Below are 24,732 nucleotides of genomic sequence, written 5' to 3' on the forward strand. Positions count from 1 at the left end.
GGGCCCCAATCGGTCGGCAATCCAGACAATCGCGAATTGCGCTCGATGTCAGATCGGCGTGCTAATCGACTATGGATGCTCGACGGCGGCTTCAGCTCGATCGGCCTGTGCGCGGTAGCCGTCCCGGCTCCTCCGGACGCGCTCGCGGCCGAGGCCTGGCTCCTCGCGCCGCCGATGCCGCACGAGCGCAAGGGCGTTCTCCGGGAGGAGGCGGCGCGGCTCATCGACGGCCTGCTCGCGCGCGTCGCGCGGGGGCGCGGCGCGCTCGACGTCGCGATCGGCGAAGGGCTCGATGCGCTATCGATTGGCGATCGGTTGCTGCAGCTCGGTTGCTCCGGCGTCGGCGACTACGCGCGCGAGCATCTGGGTATCCACGAACGCACGGGCCAGCAGATGGCGCGGCTCGCGCGGGAGCTGCGGGTGCGTCCGCTCCTGCGCGAGGCGGTCCGGAGCGGCGAGGTCACCGCCCGGAAGGCGACGGCGATCTTGCCCGTCGCGCGCGGCGCCGACGAGGCCGCGTGGGTAGCCCGTGCGCGGTCCGAGACCGTGCGGGCCCTCGACGCGGCGGTGAAGGCCGCGGGGCGACCGGAGCCGGAGCGCGAGGGCGCGGTCGAGCGTGTGGATCTCGAGGTCGGGCCCGAGGCGCGGGCCCGACTCGAGGAGGCGCTCGCGCTCGCGGGGCAGGTCCTGGGCGCAGGCGCGCCGCGCTGGCAGCGGCTCGAGGCGATCTGCCAGGAGTTCCTCGCGGCGCACCCGGTCGACGTGCGCGACGAGGAGGACGCCGTGGAGGTCGACGCGTCCGCCGCGGAGTGGCTCGAGGCCGCGCGCGCGGCGCTCGAGGATGAGACCGCGTGCTGGGCGGCGCTCGACGCCGTCGACCCGGTGATCGCGCCCGACCTCGGCGACGCCGTGGAGCGCGGTGACTCTGACGGGCTCGACGCGGAGCTCCGGGCGCTCGCGACGATGCGGGAGCGCTGGGACGAGCTCGTCGGGCATCTCGCGATGCTGCTGCGCATGCTCGGCCTGTGGCGAGAGCTCGGCTTCCTCTCGTCCGGTCACTACTCCGAGGAGCGGCTCGGGATGGCGGCGCGGACCGTCGAGCAGCGGGCCTCGCTCGCCCGACGGCTGCAGACGCTGCCGGGGCTTCGCGACGCGCTCCGGAGCGGGAGGGTGTCGTACGAGAAGGCGCGGCTGGTTGCCCGGGTCGCGGACGAGGACACGGTCGGCGAGTGGATCGCGAACGCCGAGCGGACGACCTGCATCGCGCTTCGCCGCGAGATCGAGGAGAACCAGGAGACGCAGATGTGTTCGGCGGGCGAGCTGACCGTCCGCGTTCCTCCCCGCGTGGCGCGGGTGCTCGATGCGGCGTTCCGCGCGGCGCGCTCCGCAGCCGGGCACTGGCTCACCCCGGAGGAGTGCGTCCTGCTCCTCGCGGAGCACTTCGTCGCGACCTGGGAGGACGTCCTGCGCACCCGCAGCACGCTGCATCGCATGGTCCTGGCTCGAGACCGCGGCTGGTGCCAGGTGCCGGGCTGCAGCCGGGCGGCGGCGCACGTCCATCACGTCTGGTACCGATCTCGGGGCGGCGGCGACGACGGCGAGAACCTCGTCTCCGTCTGCGCCGCGCATCACCTCCACGCGATCCACGGCGGGTTCATCCGCGTACGGGGACGGGCGCCGGTCGGCCTCGTGTGGGAGGTCGTCCTGACGCGCTCGGCGTCGAGCGGGGGTGCGTGGGCGGCGTCCGGTGCGATCGAGTGCCGGGTCTGAGCGGAGCCCTCACCCCATGCGGTAGTGGTCAGCCCGTGGCTCGGGTTGGCCGCCGGTCTCGGCGCTGTCCGACAGGCGTCCAGCGGCTAGCGGCCGATGCGGATGGGGAGGACCACCCAGATCGACACGGGCTCCCCGCGGCAGGTCCCGGGCTCCCAGCGGCATGACAGGACCGCGTTCGCGACCGCGACCTCCAGGTCGTCGGGCAGCGGGCGCGAGAAGCCGAACGCCGCGGGTCGTCCGTCGCGCCGGACGGCGAACTTCACCTGGAACGTCGTGGGTGCGAAGGGTCGCAAGAGATCCGCGTCGAGCGCGCGCCCCACGCAGCCACGGTCGGCCACCCGCGGCTTCGTGCACTCCGTGACGGGCGTTGCGGTCGTGAGACGGCAGGCGTGGTCCACACAGCGCGGCGACGGCCCAGCCGCCATGAAGGCCGCCTCCTGAGGTGAGCAAGCATCGTCGTGGACGTACGCCTCGCGGGCGAGCGCGGCCACGAGGGTCGTGGTGGCCGCGACCTCGGTCCCGTCCCGGAGGACGACCTTCGCGCATTGCCCGTCCGTCTCGCAGGCGTTCGGACCCGCGTCGAGCCGGGTGCGGTAAGCGCGTATCGCGTCCTCGCACCCGACGCGCGACGGCTGCCGGTATCCGCATCGCCCCTCGAGGCAGGCGGGGATCTTCCCCGGGCAGGAGAGCGCCCGCGCCGGGACGCCGCTGCACGCGTTCCAGAGCGCTTGCTCGACACCTTCCGGAGCCGCACCTCGGGCCACCACGCCGTCGCACCCGAGCAAGAGCGTCGACCACGGCACGCAGTCCAGGTCCGCGCTGCACGCCTGGTACTTCGGGAGCCCGGCCCGAGCCTCGGCCTTCGCGCCCTTGCAGGCGGCGAGCTCGGCGGGTCCGTACATGGGGCGCGGCGCCGAGCGGCAGGCGAGGAGGAGCACGGCTCCGAGGAGCGGGGCGGCGCGGGTCATCCCGCGATGCTAGCACGGTCGGTGCGCCCCCTCGCGGCCGCCGGTGCCCCGGCGTGCCGCGGCCAGGGTTTCCGGTAAGATGCGCTCCCCATGCCCCGCAGCACCCTGCACCGCGCGAAGCGGATCGTCGTGAAGGTCGGCACCGGCACGCTCACCGACCGGACGGGCCGGTTCGATCGCGAGAACTGCGCCCGCCTCGCCGCCGAGCTCGCCGACGTCGCGAAGGGCAGGCGGGTCGTCCTGGTGTCGTCCGGCGCCGTCGCGCTCGGCGCCGAGCGGCTCGGCCTCGTGAAGACCAAGGGCAAGCCGTGGGACATCCCGACGAAGCAGGCCGCCGCCGCGACCGGCCAGCCGCACCTCATGGCGGCGTGGGGTGACGCGCTCGGCCGGCACGGGAAGGTGACGGCGCAGGTGCTCCTCACCGCCGACGACCTCGCCTCCCGCAAGCGCTTCCTCAACGCGCGGCGGACGTTCGAGAAGCTCCTCGAGGCGGGCGCCATCCCGGTCGTGAACGAGAACGACACCGTCGCGGTCGACGAGATCAAGGTCGGGGACAACGACACGCTCGCCGGCCTGGTCGCCGGCTGCGTCGAGGCCGAGCTCGTCGTGATGCTCACCGACGTCGAGGGGCTCTACGACCGGAACCCGGCCGAGCACGGCGCGACGCTGCTCCACGACGTCCCGCGGATCACCGCGGAGGTCGAGCGGATCGCCGGCGGCGCCGGGAGCGAGCGGAGCGTCGGCGGCATGGCGACCAAGGTGAAGGCCGCGCGCCGCCTCGCGGCGCAGGGCGTCGCGACCGCGCTCCTCTCCGGGCGCCGCGCCGGGGCGCTCGCGGCGCTCCTCGCGGGCGAGCGCATCGGCACCGTGTTCGCGCCGGGCGACGAGCGGCTCAGCTCGCGAAAGGGCTGGCTCGCCGCGGCCGCGAAGGGCAAGGGCCTCATCGTCGTGGACGCGGGCGCCCGCCGCGCCCTCGTCGAGCAGGGGCGGAGCCTCCTCCCGAGCGGGGTGCGGAGCGTCCTCGGCCACTTCCGGGTGGGTGATCCGGTGGACATCGCCATCGAGGCGGGCCGGCCGTTCGCGCGCGGGCTCGCGGGCTACGGCGCCGAGGAGGTCCGGCGGATCGCCGGCCTGAAGACGAGCGAGATCGAGCGCGCGCTCGGGTATAAGTACCTCGACGAGATCGTCCACCGGAACGACCTGGTGGTCCTCGAGGCCAGCCGGGAGTGAGCGTCATGCAGAGCGAGAAGGTGCAGTCGCTGGCCGCCGACATGCGGCGGCTCGCGGAGGCGGCGAGGGACGCGTCTCGCGCGCTCGCCCGGGCCGACACGCGTGCGAAGGACCTCGCGCTCCGCGCCGCGGCCGACGCGATCCGCGGCCGGACGAAGCAGATCCTCGCCGCCAACGCCGAGGACCTCGAGTCCGCCCGGAAGGCTGGCCAGAACGCCGCCTACCTCGATCGGCTCGCCCTCGACGAGAAGCGGATCGAGGGGATCGCGAAGGCGCTCCTCGACGTCGCCGCCCTCCCGGATCCCGTCGGCGAGGTGACGCAGAGCTGGCGACGGCCGAACGGGCTCGAGATCAGGAAGGTCCGCATCCCGCTCGGCGTGGTGCTGATGGTCTACGAGGCCCGGCCGAACGTGACGGTGGACGCGGCCGGCCTGTGCCTCAAGAGCGGGAACGCGGCGATCCTCCGCCCCGGCTCGGACGCGCTCCGCTCGTCGCTCGCGCTCGCCGAGGCGTTCGCGGAGGGGCTCGAGAAGGCGGGGCTCCCGGCGGCGAGCGCGCAGGTGGTGCCGACGCCGGACCGCGAGGCCACCTTCGAGCTGCTCCAGCTCGACGACCTCATCGACCTCGCGATCCCGCGCGGCGGCCCTTCCCTCATCCGGGCGGTCGCGGAGCGCTCGCGCGTGCCGGTGGTGAAGCACTACCAGGGCGTCTGCCACCTCTACCTGGACGAGAGCGCGCCCTCGAAGCAGGCGGTCGACATCGCGCTGAACGGGAAGGTGCAGCGGCCGGGCGTCTGCAACGCCCTCGAGTGCCTCCTCCTCCACCGCGGCGCCGCGGCGAAGCTCCTCCCGGTCGTCGGGCGCGCGCTCGCCGAGGCGGGCGTCGAGCTGCGCTGCGACCCGACCGCGCTCACGATCCTGAAGCGCGCCGGGATCCGCGCGGTCCCGGCCGCACCCGAGGACTTCGGCAAGGAGTTCCTCGACAAGATCCTCGCGATCCGCGTCGTGCCGGATCTCGACGGCGCCCTGGACCACATCGCGCGCTACGGCTCGCTCCACACCGAGGCGATCGTCACGCGCGACCTCGCGAACGCCCGCCGCTTCCAGCGGGAGGTGATCGCGAGCGCGGTGATGGTGAACGCGAGCACGCGGTTCAACGACGGCGGCGAGCTGGGGCTCGGCGCCGAGATCGGCATCTCCACCACCAAGCTGCACGCCTTCGGCCCCATGGGGCTCGCCGAGCTCACCACCCAGAAGTACCTGGTGGAAGGCGAAGGGCACGTGCGGCAGTAGCAGGCAAAGGGACCTGGATGGCGACGAAGAAGAAGGTGATGAAGGCGACGACGGCGAAGAAGAAGACCGTGAAGAAGGGCCCCCCGGGCAAGCTCGGTCCGAGGAAGCTCGCCGCGAAGCGCGGCCCCCCCGTCAAGAAGCGGAAGCACTACCCGAAGCCCGCGGTCCCGGGCACCGGCCGCCGCCCGAAGAGCGCCGCGACGCCCGTCGCCGGGGCCACTGCGCTCGCGGTCGAGGCGCCCGCCCGCGCCGCCGCGCCGGATCCCGCGCGGCCGACCGCGCTCGCCATCGCGCAGGCCGGCCTCGACAAGAAGGCGGAGGACGTCACCGTCCTCGACGTCCGCGGCCTCACGAGCTACGCCGACTACTTCGTCGTGATGACCGCCGACTCCGATCGCCAGGCCGGCGCCATCGCCGACTTCGTCGAGCAGACGATGAAGGCGAAGGGCGTCAGCAAGGTCGGCGTCGAGGGCTACGAGGGCGGGCGCTGGATCCTCGTCGACTACGGCGACGTCGTCGCGCACGTGATGAACCGCGAGTCGCGCGGGTTCTACGATCTCGAGGGGCTCTGGGCGGACGCGCCCCGGTTCACCGTCGAGGACTGACTCGACGCACCATCGCTGCCTGCGACGGGCAGACTCGTCGCCGTGCTGCTCGGCGCACGGACCAGCGCGGCGCAGGCGCCGCTGCCAGAGGGATACGCCTGCGCTGCGCGCTCCTGCTGCGCGCTCCTCGTGTGCCCGTCTCTGCGACGCGCCCGTGCGTCTTGAACGGCGCGCGGCAGCGCGCGGCAACGTGCGTCCGCTGGGCACATGCGCGCAGGCACGCCCACCGCGCCATCCACCGAAACCACTTGCGGTGAAACCCGATCAGCGGGTACTCGTCCCTTGTTCGAGGTACGGGCGGCCCGGCGAGCGCCCGAGCTCCAGGAGAGCACACACATGAACGGACATCGCAGGAACAGCATCGTGGCGGGCGCCGCCGTGATCGTGGCCATCGCCACCGTCGCCGCGTGCAGCCAGCAGCGGGGCCCCGGCCAGCTCGCGGTGAAGCTCGTGGACGCGCCGAACCCGAACGTCACCGCGATCAACGTGAACGTCACCGCGGTGCGGACCCATGAGGCCGGGATCGGCTGGAGGACCGTGAGCGACGTGCCGGTCCGCGTCGACCTCATGAAGCTCAAGGACTCCGTGCAGGATCTCGGGCTCGTGAACCTGCCCGCCGGCACGATCACGCAGATCCGCCTGCTCGTCTCGAAGGACGGGAACACCGCCGTCGTCGACGGGGTGGAGGTCCCGCTGGTGGTGCCGAGCGGCACCGAGTCCGGCATCAAGATCGGCGGCCCGTGGGAGATCGGGCCGTGCGCCCTCACCACCGTGACCCTCGACTTCGACGGCGACAAGTCGATCTCGGTCCACCCGACGGGCAGCGGGGACGAGTGGATCCTGCGCCCGGTGGTCCGGACGAAGAAGACCGAGCACGCGCCCGGGACGTGCAACGGCGACGAGGGCGGCACCGGCCCCGGCGGCACCGGCGCGGCGTGCACCGAGCCTCAGCAGTGCCTCTCCGGCGAGTGCAACGACGGCGCCTGCGCGCCGGGCGGCCCGGGCGTGCCGTGCAAGGCCGCGGCGGACTGCGCGAGCGGCACCTGCGGCCCGGACGACCTCTGCGCTCCGGGCGATGCGGGCGGCGCCGGCACGCCGTGCACGGCGGACACGCAGTGCCTGTCGAACGCCTGCGGCCAGGACGGCCTCTGCGCGCCCGGCGGCCAGGGCACGACCTGCCACGTGGACGCGGACTGCGCCGCCGCCTTCTTCTGCGCGGGCACCGTCTGCGCGGAGAGGACGAACCTCTAGAGCGAGGGAGGCGGCGCCGCGCACGGGCGGCGCGCCGCCCCGGAGGCGGCCCGGTGCCCTCGAGCGGGCGCCGGGCCGTTCCCGTTCCTGGGCGACGGCGCCGGGCGCCTAGAACGGGTGACAACCCCTGCAGCTCTCGTAGCCGTTGTGCGGCGTCCCCCACACCACCTGCCTCTCCAGGAGGTGGCAGGCGACGTTCGAGCAGGTCTTGGTGGCGGGGTCGTACCCGGCGCCCTCGAGCCGCAGCGAGAGGGTCGCGCCGTCCATCACCGCGTCCGGGATGTCCGGGGTCGGGAAGACGATGCCGGTCGCCGCGTGCGTCACCCAGTACGGCCGCGTCGGCCGGTCGGGCGGCTGGGGCAGGAACGACAGGTCGGGCAGGTCCGGGCGGCGATCGAACGCCACCTCGCGCGCGCCGTCGACGTGGCGCAGCGGGAGGACGCGCCCCTTGCCCGTCGGCGAGCGGTCGCCGTCGCCGTGGCACCCCGCGGCGGCGCAGGAGATGGCCGAGTGGCCGCCCTCGAGCTGGTAGTCGCCGGTGGTGTCGAGCCAGTAGAAGCCCGACGGCCCGGTGGCGGTCGGGTCCACCGTGTCGGCGTGGCAGGTCTGGCAGGTGATGGGCGCCGCGTCCTCGCCCGGCCCCCAGGTGCCGCCGCCGTGCTTGCTCGAGTGCCACGGTCCGGGGAGCCCGGTGAAGTGGCCCCACTCGTAGAGGACGCCGTTGTCCGGCGCGAGCCCGATGTGCCCGTTCGCATCGGGCGCCCCCGCGCCGCCCGTGGCGTAGCGCGGCGGGTTGCCGTGACAGCCGCCGCAGCCGAGCGTGCCGGGCGGCGCGGTCCAGGCCGGCGTCGTCGCGTAGACCGGCGCCGCCTGTCCGCTCGAGTGGCAGTAGACGCCGGAGCACGTCGCGCCCGCGGCGTCCCACGCAGCGCCGGACGCGCCTCGCGCCTTCAACGATCCGTCCGGCGCGCCCGCGGGCGAGAGGTCCACCTCGATCGTGCCGTCCATGTGCTTCGCCGCGTCGAGCGGGTGGCAGTGGCCGCAGCCGAAGTAGTACGCGTCACCGGAGGTCGCGACGTCGGAGAGGCGCGCGAGGCTGCCGTAGGCGACGTCCTCGAGCGACGGCGGCGTCGCGTGGCGCGCGTGGGCGCCGGTCGCGGGCGGCGCGGCGTGGCAGGCGTTGCAGGCGCCGCCCGACGGGGCGTCGATCTTGCCGTCGACGTGGTGGCCCCCGGCGACGTCGATCGTCCCGTCCGGTCGGACCGTCGCCGAGTGGCAGCCGTAGCAGTTCCGGGCGACGTCGCCCTGCGGGTGGAACTGCGTGGCGGGCGGATAGCCGTGGCAGGAGTCACAGGTGATCTGGCTCGCGTCGACCCGCGTCCAGATCGGCGCGGTGTGCTGGCCGCCGCTGTTCATCGTCGCGCCGTGGCAGTAGACGCCGCTGCAGCGCGGACCCTCGGGGTAGTCGGGCTCCCAGGCCGGCGTCGCGCCGGCGTGGCGGGCGAGGCCGTCGGGCGGGAACGTCACGATCGCGCGCCCGTCCGGCGAGGTCATGTGGTCCTTCACGTGATCGGGCACCACGTGGCACTCGCGGCACGACATCGCCGAGCGGATCGGGCCGTCGTCGACGTGGGCGCGGTGGGCGCCCACGCCGCGATCGGTGGTGGCGGTCTCGCCGTGCGCGGACCAGGGCGGGGCGGCGCTCCCGTTGCCGCCGTGGCACTGGTCGCAGGAGTCACCGCTGCTCGCGAGCGGCCGGGGGCGGTCGCACGCGAGCAGGAGCTGGAAGGCGGCGACCGCGGCGAGCGCGCGGGATCTGTGGAAGGGAGGCATCGGAGCCCTCGATGCGGCGGTCGCCTGCCGTTCCGCACGGCGGCGGATCGTTCTCCGCGGAGTGAACCGCGGGCGAACGCGGCCCGCCTCCCCCGTAGGCGCGCCCCCAACGGCGGCCGCGCGCAGGCGCGCGCTACCCGGGCGTGTCGCGGGTCGCGAGCGCCGCGGCGGCGAGCACCATCCCGGCCCCGCCGGCCATGTTCCACGAGAGCGGCTCCCCGAGCACCACCGCGCCGAGGAAGACCGCGACCGTCGTGTCGAGGAGCGGGATCGCGCCGATCGCCGCGATGGGGACGCGGGGCACGAGCCAGTACAGGCCGAGGTAGGTGAGGGCGGTCCCGAACACCGCGAGGTAGAGCAGCGCGCCCCAGGCGCGCGGCGTGAACGCGACCGGCGCGCCGCGCTCGAGGAGGGCGGCCGCGGCGAGCAGGACCGCGGACCCGACGATGGTCTGGCCGGCGGTGAGGGCGAGCGGCGTGAGGGTGACGAGGTGACGGCGCGCGAGGACGTTGGCGATCGCGACCACGATCGAGGCCAGGACGATGAGCGCGCTCCCGAGCGCGAGCGTGCGGGAGGTCTCGAGGTCCTGGAGGTGCGGCCACTGGAGCACCGCGACGCCGCCGACCCCCAGCACCGCCGAGAGGAGCTTCCCGGGCCCGAGCCGCTCGCCTGGGAGGAGCACCCGTGCGACGAGGGCGATCCAGACGGGGAAGGTCGCGAAGAGGACCGCCGAGAGGCCCGACGGGACCCACTGCTGGGCCGCGAACAGGAGGCCGTAGGGCACCGCGATCTGGAAGAGGCCGACGAGCGCGACGCGGGCGCGGAGGGGGCCCACGACCTCGCGCCAGTGGCCGCCCCGGAGAGCGAACGGCGCGAGGATCGCCGCCGCGAGCGACATGCGGACGCCCGCGAAGAGGAGCGGCGGGAGATCCGCGAGCCCGAGCCGCACCACGAGCCAGGTCGAGCCCCAGAGGAACGCCACCGCGACGTAGACGAGGCCGATCCGGGTGCGCATCGCCGCCGATCCGGGCGCGATCACGGCATGAGCGGCAGGTTCACGAACCAGACCGCGGCGCCCGCGGCGAGGGCGAGCGCCGCGAGGACCGCGAGCCGGGCCCGGCGCCGGCGGGCGACCGGGAACTCCACCGCCGTGCGCGTGCCGCGTGCGTCGGCGATCCGGGTCGCCTGCAGGGTCGCGAGGTCCATCTTCGAGAGCGCGATCTCCTCGGTGGCGAAGCCGCGGTGCGCGAGGAGCGCGACGAGGCGGGCGCGCGGGTGCGTCTTGCGGAGCCGGCGGGCCGCGGCGGCGGCGAGGGCGCGCGAGAGATCGCCGGCCGACTTCCACCGCCGGTCGGGCCGCCGGGCGAGGCAGCGCTCCACGATCCGCGCGATCCGGCGCGGGCAGTCCGGCGCGAGCGCGCGCAGGCGCCGGAACCGGCCCTTGCGGATCGCGCCGAAGAGCTGGTCGGCGTTCGCGCCGCGGAACGGCTTCTCGCCCGCGACGAGCTCGTAGAGCGTGACCCCGAGCGCCCAGACGTCGGCGGCCGGTCCGGCCTCCTCGCCGCCGAGCACCTCCGGCGCCATGTACGACGGGCTCCCGACGAGCATGCCGGCGCGGGTGAGCGCGGGATCGTCCTCGCCCTTGGCGATCCCGAAGTCCATGAGCTTCACCTCGCCGTCGCGCGAGACCATGACGTTCGCCGGCTTCACGTCGCGGTGGAGGAGCCCGTTGAAGTGGACGTAGTCGAGCGCCTCGCCGACGCGCGCGCCGATGATGGCGGCGCACTCCGCGGGGACCGCGCCGCCCGCCTGGAGCAGCCGCGCGAGATCCGCGCCGTCCACGAAGTCGGTGACGAGGTAGAGCTGCTCGTCCTTCTCCACGAGGTCGTGCACGGCGACGATCGCCTCGTGCCGGAGCCGCGCGTAGGCCCGCCCCTCACGGCGGAAGCGCTCCACGACCTCCTTCGACCGCGCGATCTTCTGGTCGAGCGCCTTCACCGCCACGGGCCGGTCGAGACCTTCCTGGAAGGCCTCGTACACCACGCCCATGCCGCCGCGCCCGATCTCCCGGACGACCCGGCTCGTGCCGACCTTGCGGATCATGCGGGGCGGAGGATCGCCCGCCCGGCCGGTAGACCTCAAGGGGACGCCGCTCGTGCCGAGATCTGCACCGGTTGCGCGGATGGAAGGGACTGACATCCGCATCGGTTGCAAAGCAGGTGATCGGATCTGCTACACTTCGCCGCTCCGACACTGGAACCGGCGGCGTCGCCAGGAAGGTCCGGTAGTTGGAGGGCCTTCATTGACTGGGATCATTTCTGCAAGGTTTGCGTTCGGACGCACGTAGCGTCGAGACGCGCACTCCCTGCACCGACGAGGAGAACACATGGCGTCGAGGCGCATGGTGACGATGGACGGCAACGAGGCCGTCGCATCGGTCGCTCACCGGACCAACGAGGTCATCGCGATCTACCCGATCACCCCCTCGTCCAACATGGGCGAGTGGGCCGACGAGTGGTCCGCAAAGGGCAGGAAGAACATCTGGGGCACCGTCCCGAGCGTCGCCGAGATGCAGTCCGAGGGCGGCGCGTCCGGCGCGGTGCACGGCGCGCTGCAGGCGGGCTCCCTCACGACGACCTTCACGGCGTCGCAGGGCCTCCTGCTGATGATCCCGAACATGTACAAGATCGCCGGCGAGCTGACGTCGTTCGTCATGCACGTCAGCGCCCGCACGGTCGCGACGCACGCGCTGTCGATCTTCGGCGACCACTCGGACGTGATGGCCGTCCGCCAGACCGGGTTCATGCTGCTCTCGTCGGCGTCCGTCCAGGAGGCGCACGACTTCGCCATCATCGCCCAGCGCGCGACGCTGAACGCCCGCGTCCCGATCTGCCACTACTTCGACGGCTTCCGGACCTCGCACGAGGTCGCGAAGATCGAGGAGCTCACGGACGACGATCTCCGCGCGATGATCCCGGAGGAGCTGGTCGCGGCGCACCGTTCGCGCTCGCTCTCGCCGGATCGCCCGAGTCTCCGCGGCACGGCGCAGAACCCCGACGCGTTCTTCCAGGCGCGCGAGGCGTGCAACCCGTTCTACGCCGTCGCGGCGGAGCACGTTCAGGACGCGATGGACGAGTTCGGGAAGCTCACCGGCCGCAAGTACCGCCTCTTCGAGTACTACGGCCACCCCGAGGCGGAGCGGGTGGTCGTCCTCATGGGCTCCGGCTGCGAGACGGCGCAGGAGACCATCGACGCGCTCGTCGCGCGGGGCGAGAAGGTCGGGATGATGAAGGTCCGGCTCTACCGGCCCTTCGACCTCGGCGCGTTCATGACCGCGCTGCCCCGGACCGTGCACCACCTCGCGGTGCTCGATCGCACGAAGGAGCCCGGCTCCCTCGGCGAGCCGCTCTACATGGACGTCGTGACCGCGCTCCGCGAGGCCGAGCAGGCCCACATCGACCGGTTCCACCACCAGCTCACGGTGATCGGTGGCCGGTACGGCCTCTCGTCGAAGGAGTTCACGCCGGCGCAGGTGAAGGCGGTCCTCGACGAGCTCGGGAAGCCCCGCCCGAAGCGTCACTTCACCGTCGGCATCAACGACGACGTGACCCACCTCTCGCTCAAGACCGATCCGACCTTCGACACCGAGGGGAAGGACGTCGTCCGGGCGCTCTTCTTCGGCCTCGGCGCGGACGGCACCGTCGGCGCGAACAAGAACTCGATCAAGATCATCGGCGAGGACACGCCGAACTACGCGCAGGGCTACTTCGTCTACGACTCGAAGAAGTCCGGGTCGGTGACGATCAGCCACCTCCGCTTCGGCCCGAAGCCGATCCACTCGCAGTACCTCATCGAGAAGGCGAACTTCGTCGCCTGCCACCAGTTCGGCTTCCTCGAGAAGTACGACATGGTGGAGACCTGCGTGGAGGGGGCGACGTTCCTCCTCAACTCGCCGTACGGGCCCGACGAGATCTGGGAGAAGCTGCCGAAGGAGGTCCAGGAGACGATCCTGGCGAAGAAGCTCAAGGTGTACGTGATCGACGCGTACAAGGTCGCGCGCGACACCGGCATGGGCGTGCGCATCAACACGATCATGCAGACCTGCTTCTTCGCGATCTCCGGCGTGCTCCCGCGCGACGAGGCGATCGGGCACATCAAGAAGACGATCGAGAAGACCTACTCGCGCAAGGGCGCCGAGGTGGTCCAGAAGAACTTCGCCGCGGTGGACCACACCCTCGCCCATCTGTACCCGGTGAAGACCGAGGGCCGGAAGGTCACCGGGACGCCGCGCCCGCCGGCGGTCTCCGAGGTGGCGCCGGACTTCGTGAAGCGCGTCACCGCGCTCATGCTCGCCGGCAAGGGCGACCAGCTCCCGGTCTCCGCGTTCCCGGTGGACGGCACCTGGCCGACCGGGACGAGCAAGTGGGAGAAGCGGTCCATCGCCCTCGAGATCCCGGTCTGGGAGAAGGACCTCTGCATCCAGTGCAACAAGTGCGCGCTCATCTGCCCGCACGCGGCGATCCGCCCGAAGTTCTACGGCGCGGAGGTGCTCGCGAAGGCGCCGGCGACCTTCCTCTCGATGGACTACAAGTCCGCCGACGTGAAGGGCGCGAAGTACACGCTCCAGGTCGCGCCGGACGACTGCACGGGCTGCACGCTCTGCGTGGAGATCTGCCCGGCGGAGTCGAAGGTCGAGAAGGGCAAGAAGGCGATCAACATGCGGGACGCCCTCCCGCTCAAGGAGAAGGAGCGGAAGAACTTCGACTTCTTCCTCCAGATCCCGGTCGCGGATCGCACGAAGATGAAGCTCGACGTGAAGGGCACGCAGTTCCTCGAGCCCCTCTTCGAGTTCTCCGGCGCGTGCACCGGCTGCGGTGAAACCCCGTACATCAAGCTCCTCACCCAGCTCTACGGCGACCGCGCGGTGATCGCGAACGCCACCGGCTGCTCGTCGATCTTCGGCGGCAACCTCCCGACCACGCCGTACACGCAGAACGCGGAGGGCCGCGGCCCGGCCTGGGCGAACTCCCTCTTCGAGGACAACGCCGAGTTCGGCTTCGGCATGCGCCTCTCCATCGACAAGCAGAACGAGCAGGCGAAGGAGATCCTCGCGAAGATGGGGACGCTGGTCGGCGACGGCCTCGTGAAGGAGCTGCTCGAGGCCGACCAGTCCGACGAGGCGGGCATCCAGAAGCAGCGCGCTCGCGTCGCGACCCTCAAGGAGAAGCTCGCCGGGCAGAAGTCGCTCGAGGCGAAGTGGCTGCTCCGGATCGCCGACTACCTCGTCCGGAAGTCGGTCTGGATCGTCGGCGGCGACGGCTGGGCGTACGACATCGGGTACGGCGGCCTCGACCACGTGATCGCGCAGGGCCGGGACGTGAACATCCTCGTCCTCGACACCGAGGTGTACTCGAACACCGGTGGCCAGGCGTCGAAGGCGACGCCGATGGGCGCGGCCGCGAAGTTCGCGGTGGCCGGGAAGAGCCTCGGGAAGAAGGACCTCGCGATGCTCGCCATGAGCTACGGGCACCCGTACGTCGCCCGGATCGCCCTCGGCGCGAAGGACGCGCAGACGGTGAACGCGCTCAAGGAGGCCGACAGCTACCACGGCACGTCGGTGATCATCGCGTACTCGCACTGCATCGCCCACGGCTACGATCTCTCCGAGGCGCTCGGGCAGCAGGAGAAGGCGGTCGACTCCGGGTACTGGCCGCTGTTCCGGTACGACCCGCGTCGCGTGGCGAGCGGCGAGAGCCCGCTCAAGCTCGACAGCCCGGCGCCGAAGCTCGACCTCGCCGAGTTCGAGAAGGGTGAGACCCGCTTCCGCCAGGTCGAGCAGGCGAACCCCGAGGCCTTCAAGCGGATGCTCGAGCAGGCCCAGAAGGACGTGAGGGAGAAGTACGCCCTCTACGAGCAGCTCGCGCGCGCGATGAACCCGGCGAACCTCGTGCCGGGCGCGGCGGGGAAGCCGCGGGCGTAAGCGCACCTGAAGGCTCGACGGCGGCCCGGTCCTGCTTCCTGCGGGGCCGGGCCGTCGTGTCTCGGGGTGCTGGCAACGCCGTTCGCCCTGAGCCCGCCGAAGGGCCCGGCGAGGCCCCGCTCCCCTGCCCGAGGGCGGCGGTCCACCTGGGCCGGCGCGCGGCGCACGGCCCGCGTTTAGCAACCTCCGTCGAGGCCTTTCACGATGGCGCTCGCCTCCATCGAACGGCTCGACGAGCTCCCGGGCGATCTCTGCGCCGCGCTGCGACGGCGGTTCGACGACGTCGGCTTCGATCGCCGCGTGCTATCCGTCGCGGCCGACGGGGCGGCGGCGCTGTTCGAGGGCCTCCGGTTCCCGCTCGCCCGGGCGATCCTGGAGACGCGGGAGGATCCGGGCTCGCGCCTCGCGCTGCTGTTCACGTTCGCGGGGGAGGTGCCGGAGGAGAGCGCGCGCGACGCGCTCGGGCCCGTCGCCGGCGACGCGCTCGTCGCGGCGGGGGTCCTCGTCCGGACGCCCGGCGGCGCCCTGCGCTCCGCGTACCGGGTGACGCCGTACGAGGGGCTCTGGATCTTCACGGACCACCTCGTCTCCGGCAGCGACACGGTCATGGTGCCCGGCGCGACGACCGGCCGGCTCGTCGACCTCATGCCTCCCGCCCTGACGGGCGGGATGCTCGACCTCGGGTGCGGGCACGGCCTGATCGCGCTGGTCGCCGCGCGGCGCGGGGCGGCGCCCGTGATCGGGACCGACATCAACGCGCGCGCGATCGGCCTCGCCCGGTTCAACGCACGGTTCAACGGGGTCGCCGCGGAGTTCCACGTCGGTGATCGGGCCGCGCCCGTCCAGGGTCGGCGGTTCGAGCTGGTGATGGCGCAGCCGCCGTACGTCGCTCGCCCGGCGGACTCCGTCGCGGCGACGTACATGCACGGCGGGGCGCTCGGAGACGAGCTGGCGCTGCGGTTCGTGGCCGCGATCCCGCCGGTGCTCGCCGAGGGCGGCCGCGCCCTGGTGTGCTTCGACTCGGCCGTCCGTCCGGGCACGGCGCCCACGACGCTCGTGCGGGACGCGATGGGCGACCCGCTGGTGGACCTCGTCCTGCTGCTCGAGCCGGGGTTGCCGCCGGAGCAGCAGGCGGTCGCGTACGCCTCGGTGGAGGCTCCCGACCTCGGCCCGGCCTACGCCGCCGCCGTCCGCCGGTATCACCGCCACTTCCTCGCGGTCGGCGCCGCCGCGTTCCACCACGTCGTCGCGATCCTGCGACGCCGCCCGCCGGGCGCGGGGGGCGCGGCGCCGTTCGTGCACGGCCTGTCGACGGCGTTCCTCGCCGGTGGCACCTCCGCGACGATCGACGCGCTCCTCGAGTCCCTCGACCTCGCCGCCTCCGGCGACGACGCGCTGCTCGCGGCCGCGGTGCGATGCTCCCCCTGCACGCGCTGGGTCGACGAGCGGCCACGGCCCGACGCGCGGCTCGCGCCGGCTCACGCGGTCCGGTTCGGCGCCGGGACCGTGGGCACCAACCGCTCCTTCGAGGAGCAGGAGTACGCGCTGCTGTCCCTGCTCGACGGCTGCGACTCGGTGGCCTTCGCGATCGAGCGGTTCGCGGGCACGGCCGCGGCGCCCTCCGACGGGCTGCGCGCGAGCGTGCTCGGGTTCGTCCGGCAGGGGCTCACGAGCGGTCTGCTCGAGCCGCGGAGCACCGCAGGGCGCTGACCCTCGCGGGGCGGGCGACGCCCCGCGACGTCAGGTTCGGCCGGTCTCGCCGTCCACCCACCCGAGCAGCCGCCACGTCGCGGCACACACACTCGAAAGGGAATTCGTTCATGGACGACAGGAAGCCGAAGGTGCTGAACGACGACGAGCTCCGGGTCGCGGCCGGCGGCGCGCGCATCTTCCGGGAGCCGGGCCTCGACGTCTCCGGGTACAAGTTCGCCCCGATCGCCGGACACAAGTTCGCGCCGATCGGCGGGGTCGACCTCCCCCCGGTCCTCTACAAGTTCTCGCCGCTGGTCTGATCGGCGGCCGGCGCCCGCGGCGCGACCGCGACGGGCGGCCCGGTCCCGCGCTCCGCGGGGCCGGGCCGTCGTGTCTCCGGATCACCGCGCCGCCTGCAGCTCCGCACCTGGCGACGCGATCCGCAGCTCGGCGACGAGGCCGGCGTGGTCGCTCGGCCAGAGGCCCGACACCTGCGCGGTGCCGACGACCTCGGCGTCGGCCGGCGTGAACGGCCCCCGGAACAGCGCGTAGTCGATCCGCGTCTCGAGCGTGTCCGGCAGCGTGAGGTCCTCGAGGTAGCAGCAGGTGAGGCCGGCGGCGGCCGGGTAGAGCGCCGCCCAGGTGTCGGTGAAGCCGCCCTCGTCCACGAGCACGGCCGCGCCCTGCGTTCCCGGCTCGGAGTTCAGGTCGCCGACCACCACGACGGGCCGGGTCTCTCCCGCGAGCGCCTGGACGAGCTCGCCGGCCTGCACGGTCCGCACCGTCTCGTCGAACGCCTCCAGGTGCGTCGAGACGAACCGGATCCACTGCCCGCGCTCCTTCGCGAGGACGGTCGCCCAGCCGCGGGGCACCGGGAGCTGCCGGCCGAGCACGCCGACCGAGAGCAGCGTCGGGTACACGTGACCCTCCGGGCTCGCGGTCGGGACGTCCTCGCGGGCGAGGACGACGCCGTGGTCCGTGAGCCGCACGTCGTCGAAGACGCCCGGGGACGCGGTCGCCACCGGCGCCTCGAAGTCGAACAGCGTCACCGACGCGGCGACGCGGTAGTGGAGGCTCCGGGCGCGGAGCGCGTCGAGGAGCTCCTGCACGTAGTCGTAGACCACCTCCGTCGCCGGCGTGGTGCCACCGGCGATGGCGTCACCGGGCGACTGGATCCGCCAGAGGTACGCCTCCTGGAGCCCGACCAGCTCCGGCCGCGACGCGGCGATCTCGTCGGCGACCGCCTCGGCGCGGACGTGGAACGAGTTCCGGTTCACCATCGCCCAGACCACCGTCGTCGCCCCGAGGAACGCCTCCGGCGTCGTGGCCGCCATCACCGGGCCGAGATCCGCGCCGAGGTAGAGGTTCCGCGACATGACGGTGAGCTCGCGGCCGACGTGGCGGCCGGCGTCGGCGATCGCGGCGCCGGCGCTCGAGGGCGGCGCGGCGGCCCCCGCGCGCTCGGTGGCGGCCGGGGAGGCGCCGCCGCTGCACGCGAGGGAGAGGACGAGGGAGAGGCCGAGGGTGGGGGCGACGATCCGGGGGACGCGCATGTGGACCTCTGGTCGGGGGATGGAGGAGCGCGGCTTCCGTAGGCCGCTCGCCTCCCCGGCGCCAGCCCGGATCGGGCGCGTCGCGGCTCCCCGCGCGGGCTCGCGCAACTGCCAAGCGGGGTGTCCTGCGCGGCCCCACGAGGTCACCGCGCGGGGGCTTCGCTCGGCGGATAATCGGCGATTCGAAGTGAACCGAAGGGGCACGACGGCATGGGTCGCGGCGACAACCCGAACGTCTCGCGCGCGCTGGCGGCGATCGCAGTCCTCGCCCTGGTCGTCGGTTGCCGGGGCGGCGGCGCCAAGCAGGACGACGCGGCGGCCACGCCACCGCCCGATCGACAGCCCGTCATGCTCGGGCCCGAGAACGTCGCGGTCGTCGCGGAGCGGACGCTGCAGGCCGGCCCCGAGATCTCCGGCACGCTCCGGGCGAAGCGCGCCGCGAGCATCCGCGCGGAGGTCGGCGGAGCGGTCCACGACGTCGCGGTGGACGCCGGGGAGCGCGTGAAGGAGGGTCAGCTCCTCGCGCGGATCGACGCCCCGGCGCTCGCGGACGCGGTGAACGCGGCGCGGTCGGGCATCGTCGCGGCGCAGAACAACCTGCGGGTCGCCGAGGCGGGTGCCCGGCGGGCCCGGACGCTGGCCGACGCGGGCGCGATGGCGGCCCAGGACGCGGAGCGCGCGGAGGCCCAGGTCGAGGCGGCGCGCGCCCAGCTCGCCGACGCGCAGTCCCGCGCGGCGGCCGCCGAGCAGCAGGCGGGGAAGACCCGCATCCGCGCGCCGTTCGCCGGTGTCGTGTCCGAGCGGGCCGTCTCCGCGGGCGACGTCGTCGCCTCCGGCGCGGCGCTGTACACCGTGATCGACCCCCGGCGCCTCCAGTTCGACGCGTCCGTCCCCGCGGCGCGCATCGGCGACGTGAGGCCCGGCGCGGACGTGGACTTCACCGTCACCGGCTTCGGCGACCGGGTGTTCACCGGGCGCATCGAGCGCGTCAACCCCGCGGTGGACCCGGCCACCGGGCAGGTCCGCGTCTACGTCGACGTGCCGAACGACGAAGGGCGGCTGATCTCCGGGCTGTACGCGCAGGGACGCGTCACGACCGAGAGCAGCACCGCGCCTGCGGCGCCGGTGAGCGCGGTGGACGCGACCTCGTCGCCGCCCACGGTGATGCGCGTCTCGGGCGGCACCGTCGAGAAGGTGCCGGTCACGCTCGGTCTGCGCGACGAGGTGGCGGGCGCGGTCGGGTTCCGGTCGGGCGTGAAGCCCGGGGACGTGCTCGTCCTCGGGTCGGCACGGGGGATGCTCTCCGCCGGCACCCCGGTCCGGCTCGCGGAGGAGGTCGGCGCGCGCGGCGAGGAGAAGACGCCGAACTGAGGAAGTGATGGATCCTCGAGAGCCAGCGAGCGTAGCGAGCCTGCCGGGGCGCCACCGCGGAAACGGCGAAGCCGTTCGCGGTGGCGCATGGGACCCGGCGAGCCGGGGTGGGGCCCCGACGAGCTTCGCTCGGCGGGGCGGGGGCGCAGCCCCCGATTAGAATGTTCATCTCCGACTTCGCCATCAAGCGGCCCATCGTCACGGTCACCGTGATGCTCGCCCTCGTCCTGTTCGGCGTGATCTCCCTCGCCGCGCTGAAGACGGACGAGTTCCCGGACGTGCAGCCGCCCATCGTCGCGGTGACGATCGTCTACCCCGGCGCGTCGCCGGAGACCGTCGAGCGGGAGCTGATCGATCCCATCGAGGACGCGATCTTCTCCATCAGCGGCGTGGACGGGAAGCAGACCACCGCCTCCGCCATCGACGGGCTCGCGCAGTTCATCGTCTTCTTCGACTTCGAGAAGAACCTGCAGGAGGCGACGCAGGACATCCGCGACGCGATCAGCTCGAAGCGGCAGGACCTGCCGACCGAGATGGAGGAGCCGGTCATCACCCGGTTCGACCCGTCGCAGGAGCCCATCGTCACCCTCACGCTCACGTCGAAGCAGCTGCCCGTGCCGGTCCTCACGCGGCTCGCGGACGAGATCGTCTCGCGCGACCTCCGGAGCGTCCAGGGCGTCGCCGACGTGCGGCTCGTCGGCGGGCAGAAGCGCGAGCTCACCGTGGAGCTCCGGCCGGAAGCGCTCGCCGCTGCGGGGGTGTCCACCGCGGAGGTCGTCGTGGCGCTCCAGGCGCAGAACCTCGCCGCGCCGGTCGGGCGCGTGAACGGTCCGCTCACGGAGCAGAGCATCCGCCTCCGCGGCCGGCTCCAGACGCCGGCCGAGTTCGAGGGCATCGCCGTCGCGAGCCGGGGCGGGCAGGTCGTCCGCCTCGGCCAGCTCGCGCGCGTCTATGACGGCGCGGAGGAGCAGCGGACGCTCGCGCTCTTCGACTCGGGCGAGGCGGTGGGGCTCGAGGTCCTGAAGACGAAGGGCTACTCGACGACGTCGGTGTCCGACCAGGTGAAGGCGCGCGCGCGGGCCCTGGAGCCGCGCCTCCAGGGCGCGAAGCTCGAGATCGTCCAGGACGCCGGGGAGCGGGTGCGCCGGTCGGTGCGGGAGGTCCAGACGACCCTCGTCGAGGGCGCGCTCCTCACGGTGCTGGTGGTCTTCTTCTTCCTCAACTCCTGGCGCTCGACCGTGATCACCGGCCTCGCGCTGCCGGTCTCCGCCCTCGCGGCGTTCATCAGCGTCTGGGCGTTCGGCTTCACGCTCAACACGATGTCGCTCCTCGGCCTCTCGCTCGCCATCGGCATCCTCATCGACGATGCGATCGTCGTCCGCGAGAACATCGTCCGGCACATCGAGCTCGGCGAGGATCACACCGTCGCGTCGCACCACGGCACGGACGAGATCGGGCTCGCGGTCGCGGCGACGACCTTCTCCATCGTCGCCGTCTTCGTGCCCGTGGCGTTCATGTACGGGCTCGCCGGGCAGTGGTTCAAGCCATTCGCCCTCACCATCGCGGCCGCGGTCCTCGTCTCGCTGTTCGTCTCGTTCTCCCTCGACCCGATGATGTCCGCGTACTGGCCGGACCCGCAGGTCGAGCAGGGCCAGCGGCGCGGGCCCGTCGGGCGCGTCCTCGGCGCGTTCAATCGCTGGTTCGATCGGCAGGCGGATCGCTACAAGGGCATCATCTCGTGGTCGCTCGACCACCGGCTCGCGATGCTCGTCATCGCCGGTGGCCTGTTCTTCGGCGCGATGTTCCTGCAGGCGAAGGTGGGCGGCGCCGGGTTCGTCCCGGTGTCGGACCGGAGCGAGGTGAACCTCATCATCCAGACGCCGCCGGGCTCGTCCCTCGACTACACCCGCCGCAAGGTCGAGGAGGCGGATCGGATCCTCCGCGCCCACCGCGAGGTCGCGTACACGTACGCGTCGATCGGCACGCCCATCCCGCTCCAGGCGCCCGGCGTCGACCAGGCGCTCGTCTACGTACGGCTCGTGCCCAAGGCGAACCGGTCGATCTCGCAGGACCGGCTCGGCGCCGTGCTCCGCCGCGAGCTGTCCCGGATCGCGGGCGCGGACGTCTCGGTCTTCACGAGCGGGTTCGGCGGCGCCTTCAAGTCGATCCAGGTGCAGCTCCGCGGCGAGGACGCGAGGACGCTGGACGCGCTCGGGGAGCGGGCGAAGAAGCTCATCCAGACGGTGCCCGGCGCGGTCGACGTGGGCCTCTCCACCCGCGGCCAGAAGCCCGAGCTCGCCGTCGAGGTCGATCGCGGCCTAGCCGGGAACCTCGGCGTCACGGTGGGCCAGATCGCCCAGTCCCTCCGGATCGCGTTCGCGGGGCTCCACTCGGGCGACTGGGTGGATCCCTCCGGCGAGACGCGGAAGGTGATGGTGCGCCTCGCGCCGGAGGCCCGCCGCCGCGCCGGCGACCTCCGCCAGCTGCCGCTCGTGGTGCCGGGCCCGGGCGGCCGGCCCCAGGTCCTGCCGCTCGGGCAGGTTGCGCACGTCGAGGACGGGTTCGGGCCCGGCGAGATCTCGCACCTCGACCGGAAGAAGGTCGTGAACGTGCAGGGCAACGTCTCGGGCCGCTCGCTCTCCGAGGTGATCTCCGACATCCAGCCGAAGCTCGCGGCCGAGCTGCGGCTCCCCCCCGGCTACACGATCCGCCAGGGCGGCGAGACCGCCGACCAGGCCGAGGTGTTCGGGCGGGTGGGGCTCGCGCTGCTCATGGCCATCCTGCTCATGTACCTCGTGCTCGTGCTCCAGTTCGGCTCGTTCCTGGACCCGTTCGCGATCCTGCTCTCGCTGCCGCTCTCCCTCATCGGGGTCGTGCTCGCGCTGCTCGCCACCGGCGACACGCTCAACATCATGAGCCTCATCGGCGTCATCCTGCTCTTCGGGATCGTCGCGAAGAACGCGATCCTCCTCATCGACTTCGCGAAGTGGGCGCGTGAGGAGCGCGGCATCCCGATCCGCGATGCGCTCGTCGAGGCGGGTCGGATCCGCCTCCGGCCGATCATGATGACGAGCGTCGCGATCGTCGCCGGCATGATCCCGGTCGCGCTCGGCGTCGGCGAGGGCGGCGACTTCCGCGCGCCCCTCGGGCGCGCCGTGATCGGAGGCGTGATCACCTCGACCCTCCTCACCCTGCTCGTCATCCCGACCGTCTACGAGATCATGGACGGCGTACGGGTCGCGATCCGCCGCCGCCTCGGCGCGCTCTTCGGCGCCGGATCGCGCGCCGCGTCGGAGGGCACACGCGCGACCTCGCCGGCCCCCCAGGGCCGGCGCGAGCCGTGATCCGCCGGCGCGGCGTCCGGGACCCCTGGCGCGCGGGACCCGGGAGCCCGCCGGCGTGAACCAGCGAAACGACGGCGGATCCCCGCGCCACGCGGCCGGCCCCGGCCTTGCACGGCCCCGCGGCATGCCGGGCTGTCCACACCTCGAGCGCTGCGGGCTCCATCACAACCTGGCGATGCAGGCCGCGATCCGGGTGTGGCGGAGCTTCTACTGCGACGGCACGTTCGCGCGCTGCGAGCGCTTCAAGCTCGTGGAAGCGAGCGCCGACGTGCCTCCGCGGCTGCTCCCGAACGGTCGCCTCCTCGACGGCGCGGACGGCGCGCCGGATCGACGCGTCGGCTGAGGGTCCGCCCGCTACGCGAGGCGCCCCCGCGCGAGATCGCGGAGCACGACGCGCGCCGCGTTCGCGCCGCACATGCCGTGGACGCCGCCGCCGGGCGGGGTCGACGACGAGCAGAGGTACAGGCCGCGCACCGGCGTCGCCCAGGGCGCGGGCGACGCCACCGGCCGCGCGATCATCTGCTCGAGCGAGGTCTCGCCTCCGCCGATGTCGCCGCCGACGAGGTTCGCGTCGTCGGCCTCGAGCCGCGCTGGCCCGCGGACCGCGCGCGCGAGGACGCGCTCCTGGAACCCCGGCGCGAACCGCTCGATCTGCGCCTCGAGCGCGGCCGTCGCGTCGCCGGCGAACGCGTGCGGGACGTGTCCGTACGCCCACGCGGTGTGCCGGCCGGCCGGCGCGCGCGACGGATCGAAGAGCGTGTGCTGCACGACGAGCACGAACGGCCGGTCGGGGAGGACGCCTCGCGCGACGGCGGCCTCCGCGGCCTCGAGCTCCTCGAGCGATCCGCCGAGGTGGACGGTCGCCGCTCGCGCGCACCCGGCCGCGCGCCACGGGATGGGGGCGGCGAGCGCGTAGTCCACCTTGAACGCCGCGGGGCCGTACCGGTACCGCGCGAGCCGGCGGGCATAGCGCGCCGGCAGCCGCGCGCCCGCGACCCGCAGCACCTGGCGCGGGGTCAGGTCGAGGACCACGGCCCGGGCGCGAGGCAGCTCCGCGAGATCGCGCACCTCCGCCGAGGTCTCGACGGCGCCGCCGTGCGCGGCGAGCTCGGCCACGAGCGCGTCGGTGATCCGGCCCGCGCCGCCCGCCGGGAACGGCCACCCGACGGCGTGCCCGGCGGCCCCGAGGACCAGGCCGAAGGCGGCGGTCGCCGCGGCGTCGAGCGGCCGCATCGCGTGCGCGGCGATGCCGGCGAGGAGCGCCCGCGCCCGCGGGCCGCGGAACCGGTCCCGGACGAGCGCCGACGCGGACCGGAGCGCGAGGAGCCCGAAGCGGCCGAGCAGCACGGGATGCCGCGGCACGTGCACGATCGCGCCGAGCGTCTCGTCGAGCAGCGCGTCGTATCGCTCGACGAGCGGCGCCAGGAGCTCGCGCCAGGCGGCCGCGTCGGCGGCGTCCAGCGTCGCGCCGGTCTCGTCGAGCGAGCGGAGCAGCAGCGCGGCCGTCCCGTCGTCGAACGGGTGCGCGACGGCGGCGGGCGGCTCGATCCAGCGGAGCCGGTGCTGCGCGAGCGCGAGGCGCCGGAAGAGCGGCGACGCCGCGGCGAGCGGGTGGATCGCGGAGCAGTGGTCGTGGAGGAAGCCCGGGAGCGTGAGCGGGAGCGTGCGGGCGCCGCCGCCGGGGTCCGGGGCGGCCTCGCGGACCAGCACCCGCAGGCCCGCCCGCGCCAGCACCAGCGCCGCCGCGAGGCCGTTCGGGCCGGAGCCGACCACCACGGCGTCGAGCGCGGGCATCCTCCGATGAGTAGCGGGGCGGCGGACGGCGTGCAGCGCGGGTCAC

General features: G+C 73.5%; 17 protein-coding genes. 11 read left to right on the plus strand and 6 right to left on the minus strand.

The window, feature by feature from the left end; all coding sequences use genetic code 11:
- The first annotated feature begins 45 nt into the window (after positions 1-45).
- Complete coding sequence (locus AMOR_RS13915; RefSeq protein WP_248362518.1) at positions 46-1,770, plus strand: HNH endonuclease signature motif containing protein; 1,725 nt, start codon at positions 46-48, stop codon at positions 1,768-1,770.
- Between the two features lie 86 nt (positions 1,771-1,856).
- On the opposite strand, the gene AMOR_RS13920 is transcribed toward AMOR_RS13915, so the two are convergent.
- Entirely contained in the window at positions 1,857-2,741 is an 885-nt protein-coding gene (locus AMOR_RS13920; protein ID WP_248362102.1) for an energy transducer TonB, read from the minus strand.
- Positions 2,742-2,831: 90 nt separating this feature from the next.
- Here AMOR_RS13920 and proB point away from each other — a divergent pair, with 90 nt between their 5' ends.
- The 4 genes from proB to AMOR_RS13940 all read left to right on the plus strand — a co-directional run bounded on the left by proB (position 2,832) and on the right by AMOR_RS13940 (position 7,119).
- Positions 2,832-3,971: a glutamate 5-kinase gene (gene proB / locus AMOR_RS13925; RefSeq protein ID WP_248362105.1), complete on the plus strand. Its 1,140-nt coding sequence runs from the start codon at positions 2,832-2,834 to the stop codon at positions 3,969-3,971.
- Between the two features lie 5 nt (positions 3,972-3,976).
- Positions 3,977-5,263: a glutamate-5-semialdehyde dehydrogenase gene (locus AMOR_RS13930; protein WP_248362108.1), complete on the plus strand. Its 1,287-nt coding sequence runs from the start codon at positions 3,977-3,979 to the stop codon at positions 5,261-5,263.
- 17 nt (positions 5,264-5,280) lie between these two features.
- Positions 5,281-5,868 carry a ribosome silencing factor gene (rsfS, locus tag AMOR_RS13935; protein WP_248362111.1) on the plus strand — a complete coding sequence of 196 codons (588 nt, stop codon included), beginning with the start codon at positions 5,281-5,283 and terminating at the stop codon, positions 5,866-5,868.
- Between the two features lie 336 nt (positions 5,869-6,204).
- On the plus strand, positions 6,205-7,119 hold the full coding sequence (locus tag AMOR_RS13940; RefSeq protein ID WP_248362114.1) for a DUF4382 domain-containing protein: 915 nt from the start codon (positions 6,205-6,207) through the stop codon (positions 7,117-7,119).
- 108 nt (positions 7,120-7,227) lie between these two features.
- Here the strand turns inward: AMOR_RS13940 and AMOR_RS13945 are convergent, their stop codons facing one another.
- From AMOR_RS13945 to AMOR_RS13955, 3 genes are all read right to left on the minus strand, one after another.
- Positions 7,228-8,952 carry a CxxxxCH/CxxCH domain c-type cytochrome gene (locus tag AMOR_RS13945; RefSeq protein ID WP_248362117.1) on the minus strand — a complete coding sequence of 575 codons (1,725 nt, stop codon included), beginning with the start codon at positions 8,950-8,952 and terminating at the stop codon, positions 7,228-7,230.
- Positions 8,953-9,085: 133 nt separating this feature from the next.
- Positions 9,086-9,967 (minus strand): DMT family transporter, encoded by an 882-nt coding sequence (locus AMOR_RS13950; protein ID WP_248362120.1) that lies wholly within the window; start codon positions 9,965-9,967, stop codon positions 9,086-9,088.
- A 20-nt stretch (positions 9,968-9,987) separates the two neighbouring features.
- Entirely contained in the window at positions 9,988-11,055 is a 1,068-nt protein-coding gene (locus tag AMOR_RS13955; protein ID WP_248362123.1) for a serine/threonine-protein kinase, read from the minus strand.
- Positions 11,056-11,338: 283 nt separating this feature from the next.
- Between AMOR_RS13955 and nifJ the strand changes: the two genes are divergently transcribed.
- The 3 genes from nifJ to AMOR_RS13970 all read left to right on the plus strand — a co-directional run bounded on the left by nifJ (position 11,339) and on the right by AMOR_RS13970 (position 16,944).
- The gene (gene nifJ, locus AMOR_RS13960; RefSeq protein ID WP_248362125.1) at positions 11,339-14,932 is read left to right on the plus strand and encodes a pyruvate:ferredoxin (flavodoxin) oxidoreductase; all 3,594 of its coding nucleotides are present in this window, start codon (positions 11,339-11,341) and stop codon (positions 14,930-14,932) included.
- 204 nt (positions 14,933-15,136) lie between these two features.
- Positions 15,137-16,642: a methyltransferase gene (locus tag AMOR_RS13965; RefSeq protein ID WP_248362128.1), complete on the plus strand. Its 1,506-nt coding sequence runs from the start codon at positions 15,137-15,139 to the stop codon at positions 16,640-16,642.
- A 110-nt stretch (positions 16,643-16,752) separates the two neighbouring features.
- On the plus strand, positions 16,753-16,944 hold the full coding sequence (locus tag AMOR_RS13970) for a hypothetical protein (RefSeq protein ID WP_248362131.1): 192 nt from the start codon (positions 16,753-16,755) through the stop codon (positions 16,942-16,944).
- 81 nt (positions 16,945-17,025) lie between these two features.
- Here the strand turns inward: AMOR_RS13970 and AMOR_RS13975 are convergent, their stop codons facing one another.
- Positions 17,026-18,177, minus strand: coding sequence for an endonuclease/exonuclease/phosphatase family protein (locus tag AMOR_RS13975; protein ID WP_248362134.1), 1,152 nt, complete (start codon positions 18,175-18,177; stop codon positions 17,026-17,028).
- Between the two features lie 210 nt (positions 18,178-18,387).
- Between AMOR_RS13975 and AMOR_RS13980 the strand changes: the two genes are divergently transcribed.
- The 3 genes from AMOR_RS13980 to AMOR_RS13990 all read left to right on the plus strand — a co-directional run bounded on the left by AMOR_RS13980 (position 18,388) and on the right by AMOR_RS13990 (position 23,235).
- The gene (locus tag AMOR_RS13980; protein ID WP_248362135.1) at positions 18,388-19,548 is read left to right on the plus strand and encodes an efflux RND transporter periplasmic adaptor subunit; all 1,161 of its coding nucleotides are present in this window, start codon (positions 18,388-18,390) and stop codon (positions 19,546-19,548) included.
- A gap of 161 nt (positions 19,549-19,709) precedes the next feature.
- On the plus strand, positions 19,710-22,892 hold the full coding sequence (locus AMOR_RS13985) for an efflux RND transporter permease subunit (protein WP_248362138.1): 3,183 nt from the start codon (positions 19,710-19,712) through the stop codon (positions 22,890-22,892).
- Positions 22,893-23,016: 124 nt separating this feature from the next.
- Positions 23,017-23,235 carry a hypothetical protein gene (locus tag AMOR_RS13990; protein ID WP_248362140.1) on the plus strand — a complete coding sequence of 73 codons (219 nt, stop codon included), beginning with the start codon at positions 23,017-23,019 and terminating at the stop codon, positions 23,233-23,235.
- 11 nt (positions 23,236-23,246) lie between these two features.
- On the opposite strand, the gene AMOR_RS13995 is transcribed toward AMOR_RS13990, so the two are convergent.
- On the minus strand, positions 23,247-24,686 hold the full coding sequence (locus AMOR_RS13995) for a phytoene desaturase family protein (RefSeq protein ID WP_248362143.1): 1,440 nt from the start codon (positions 24,684-24,686) through the stop codon (positions 23,247-23,249).
- Positions 24,687-24,732: the final 46 nt, after the last annotated feature.

The organism is Anaeromyxobacter oryzae, assembly GCF_023169945.1.
Taxonomy (GTDB): Bacteria; Myxococcota; Myxococcia; order Myxococcales; family Anaeromyxobacteraceae; genus Anaeromyxobacter; species Anaeromyxobacter oryzae.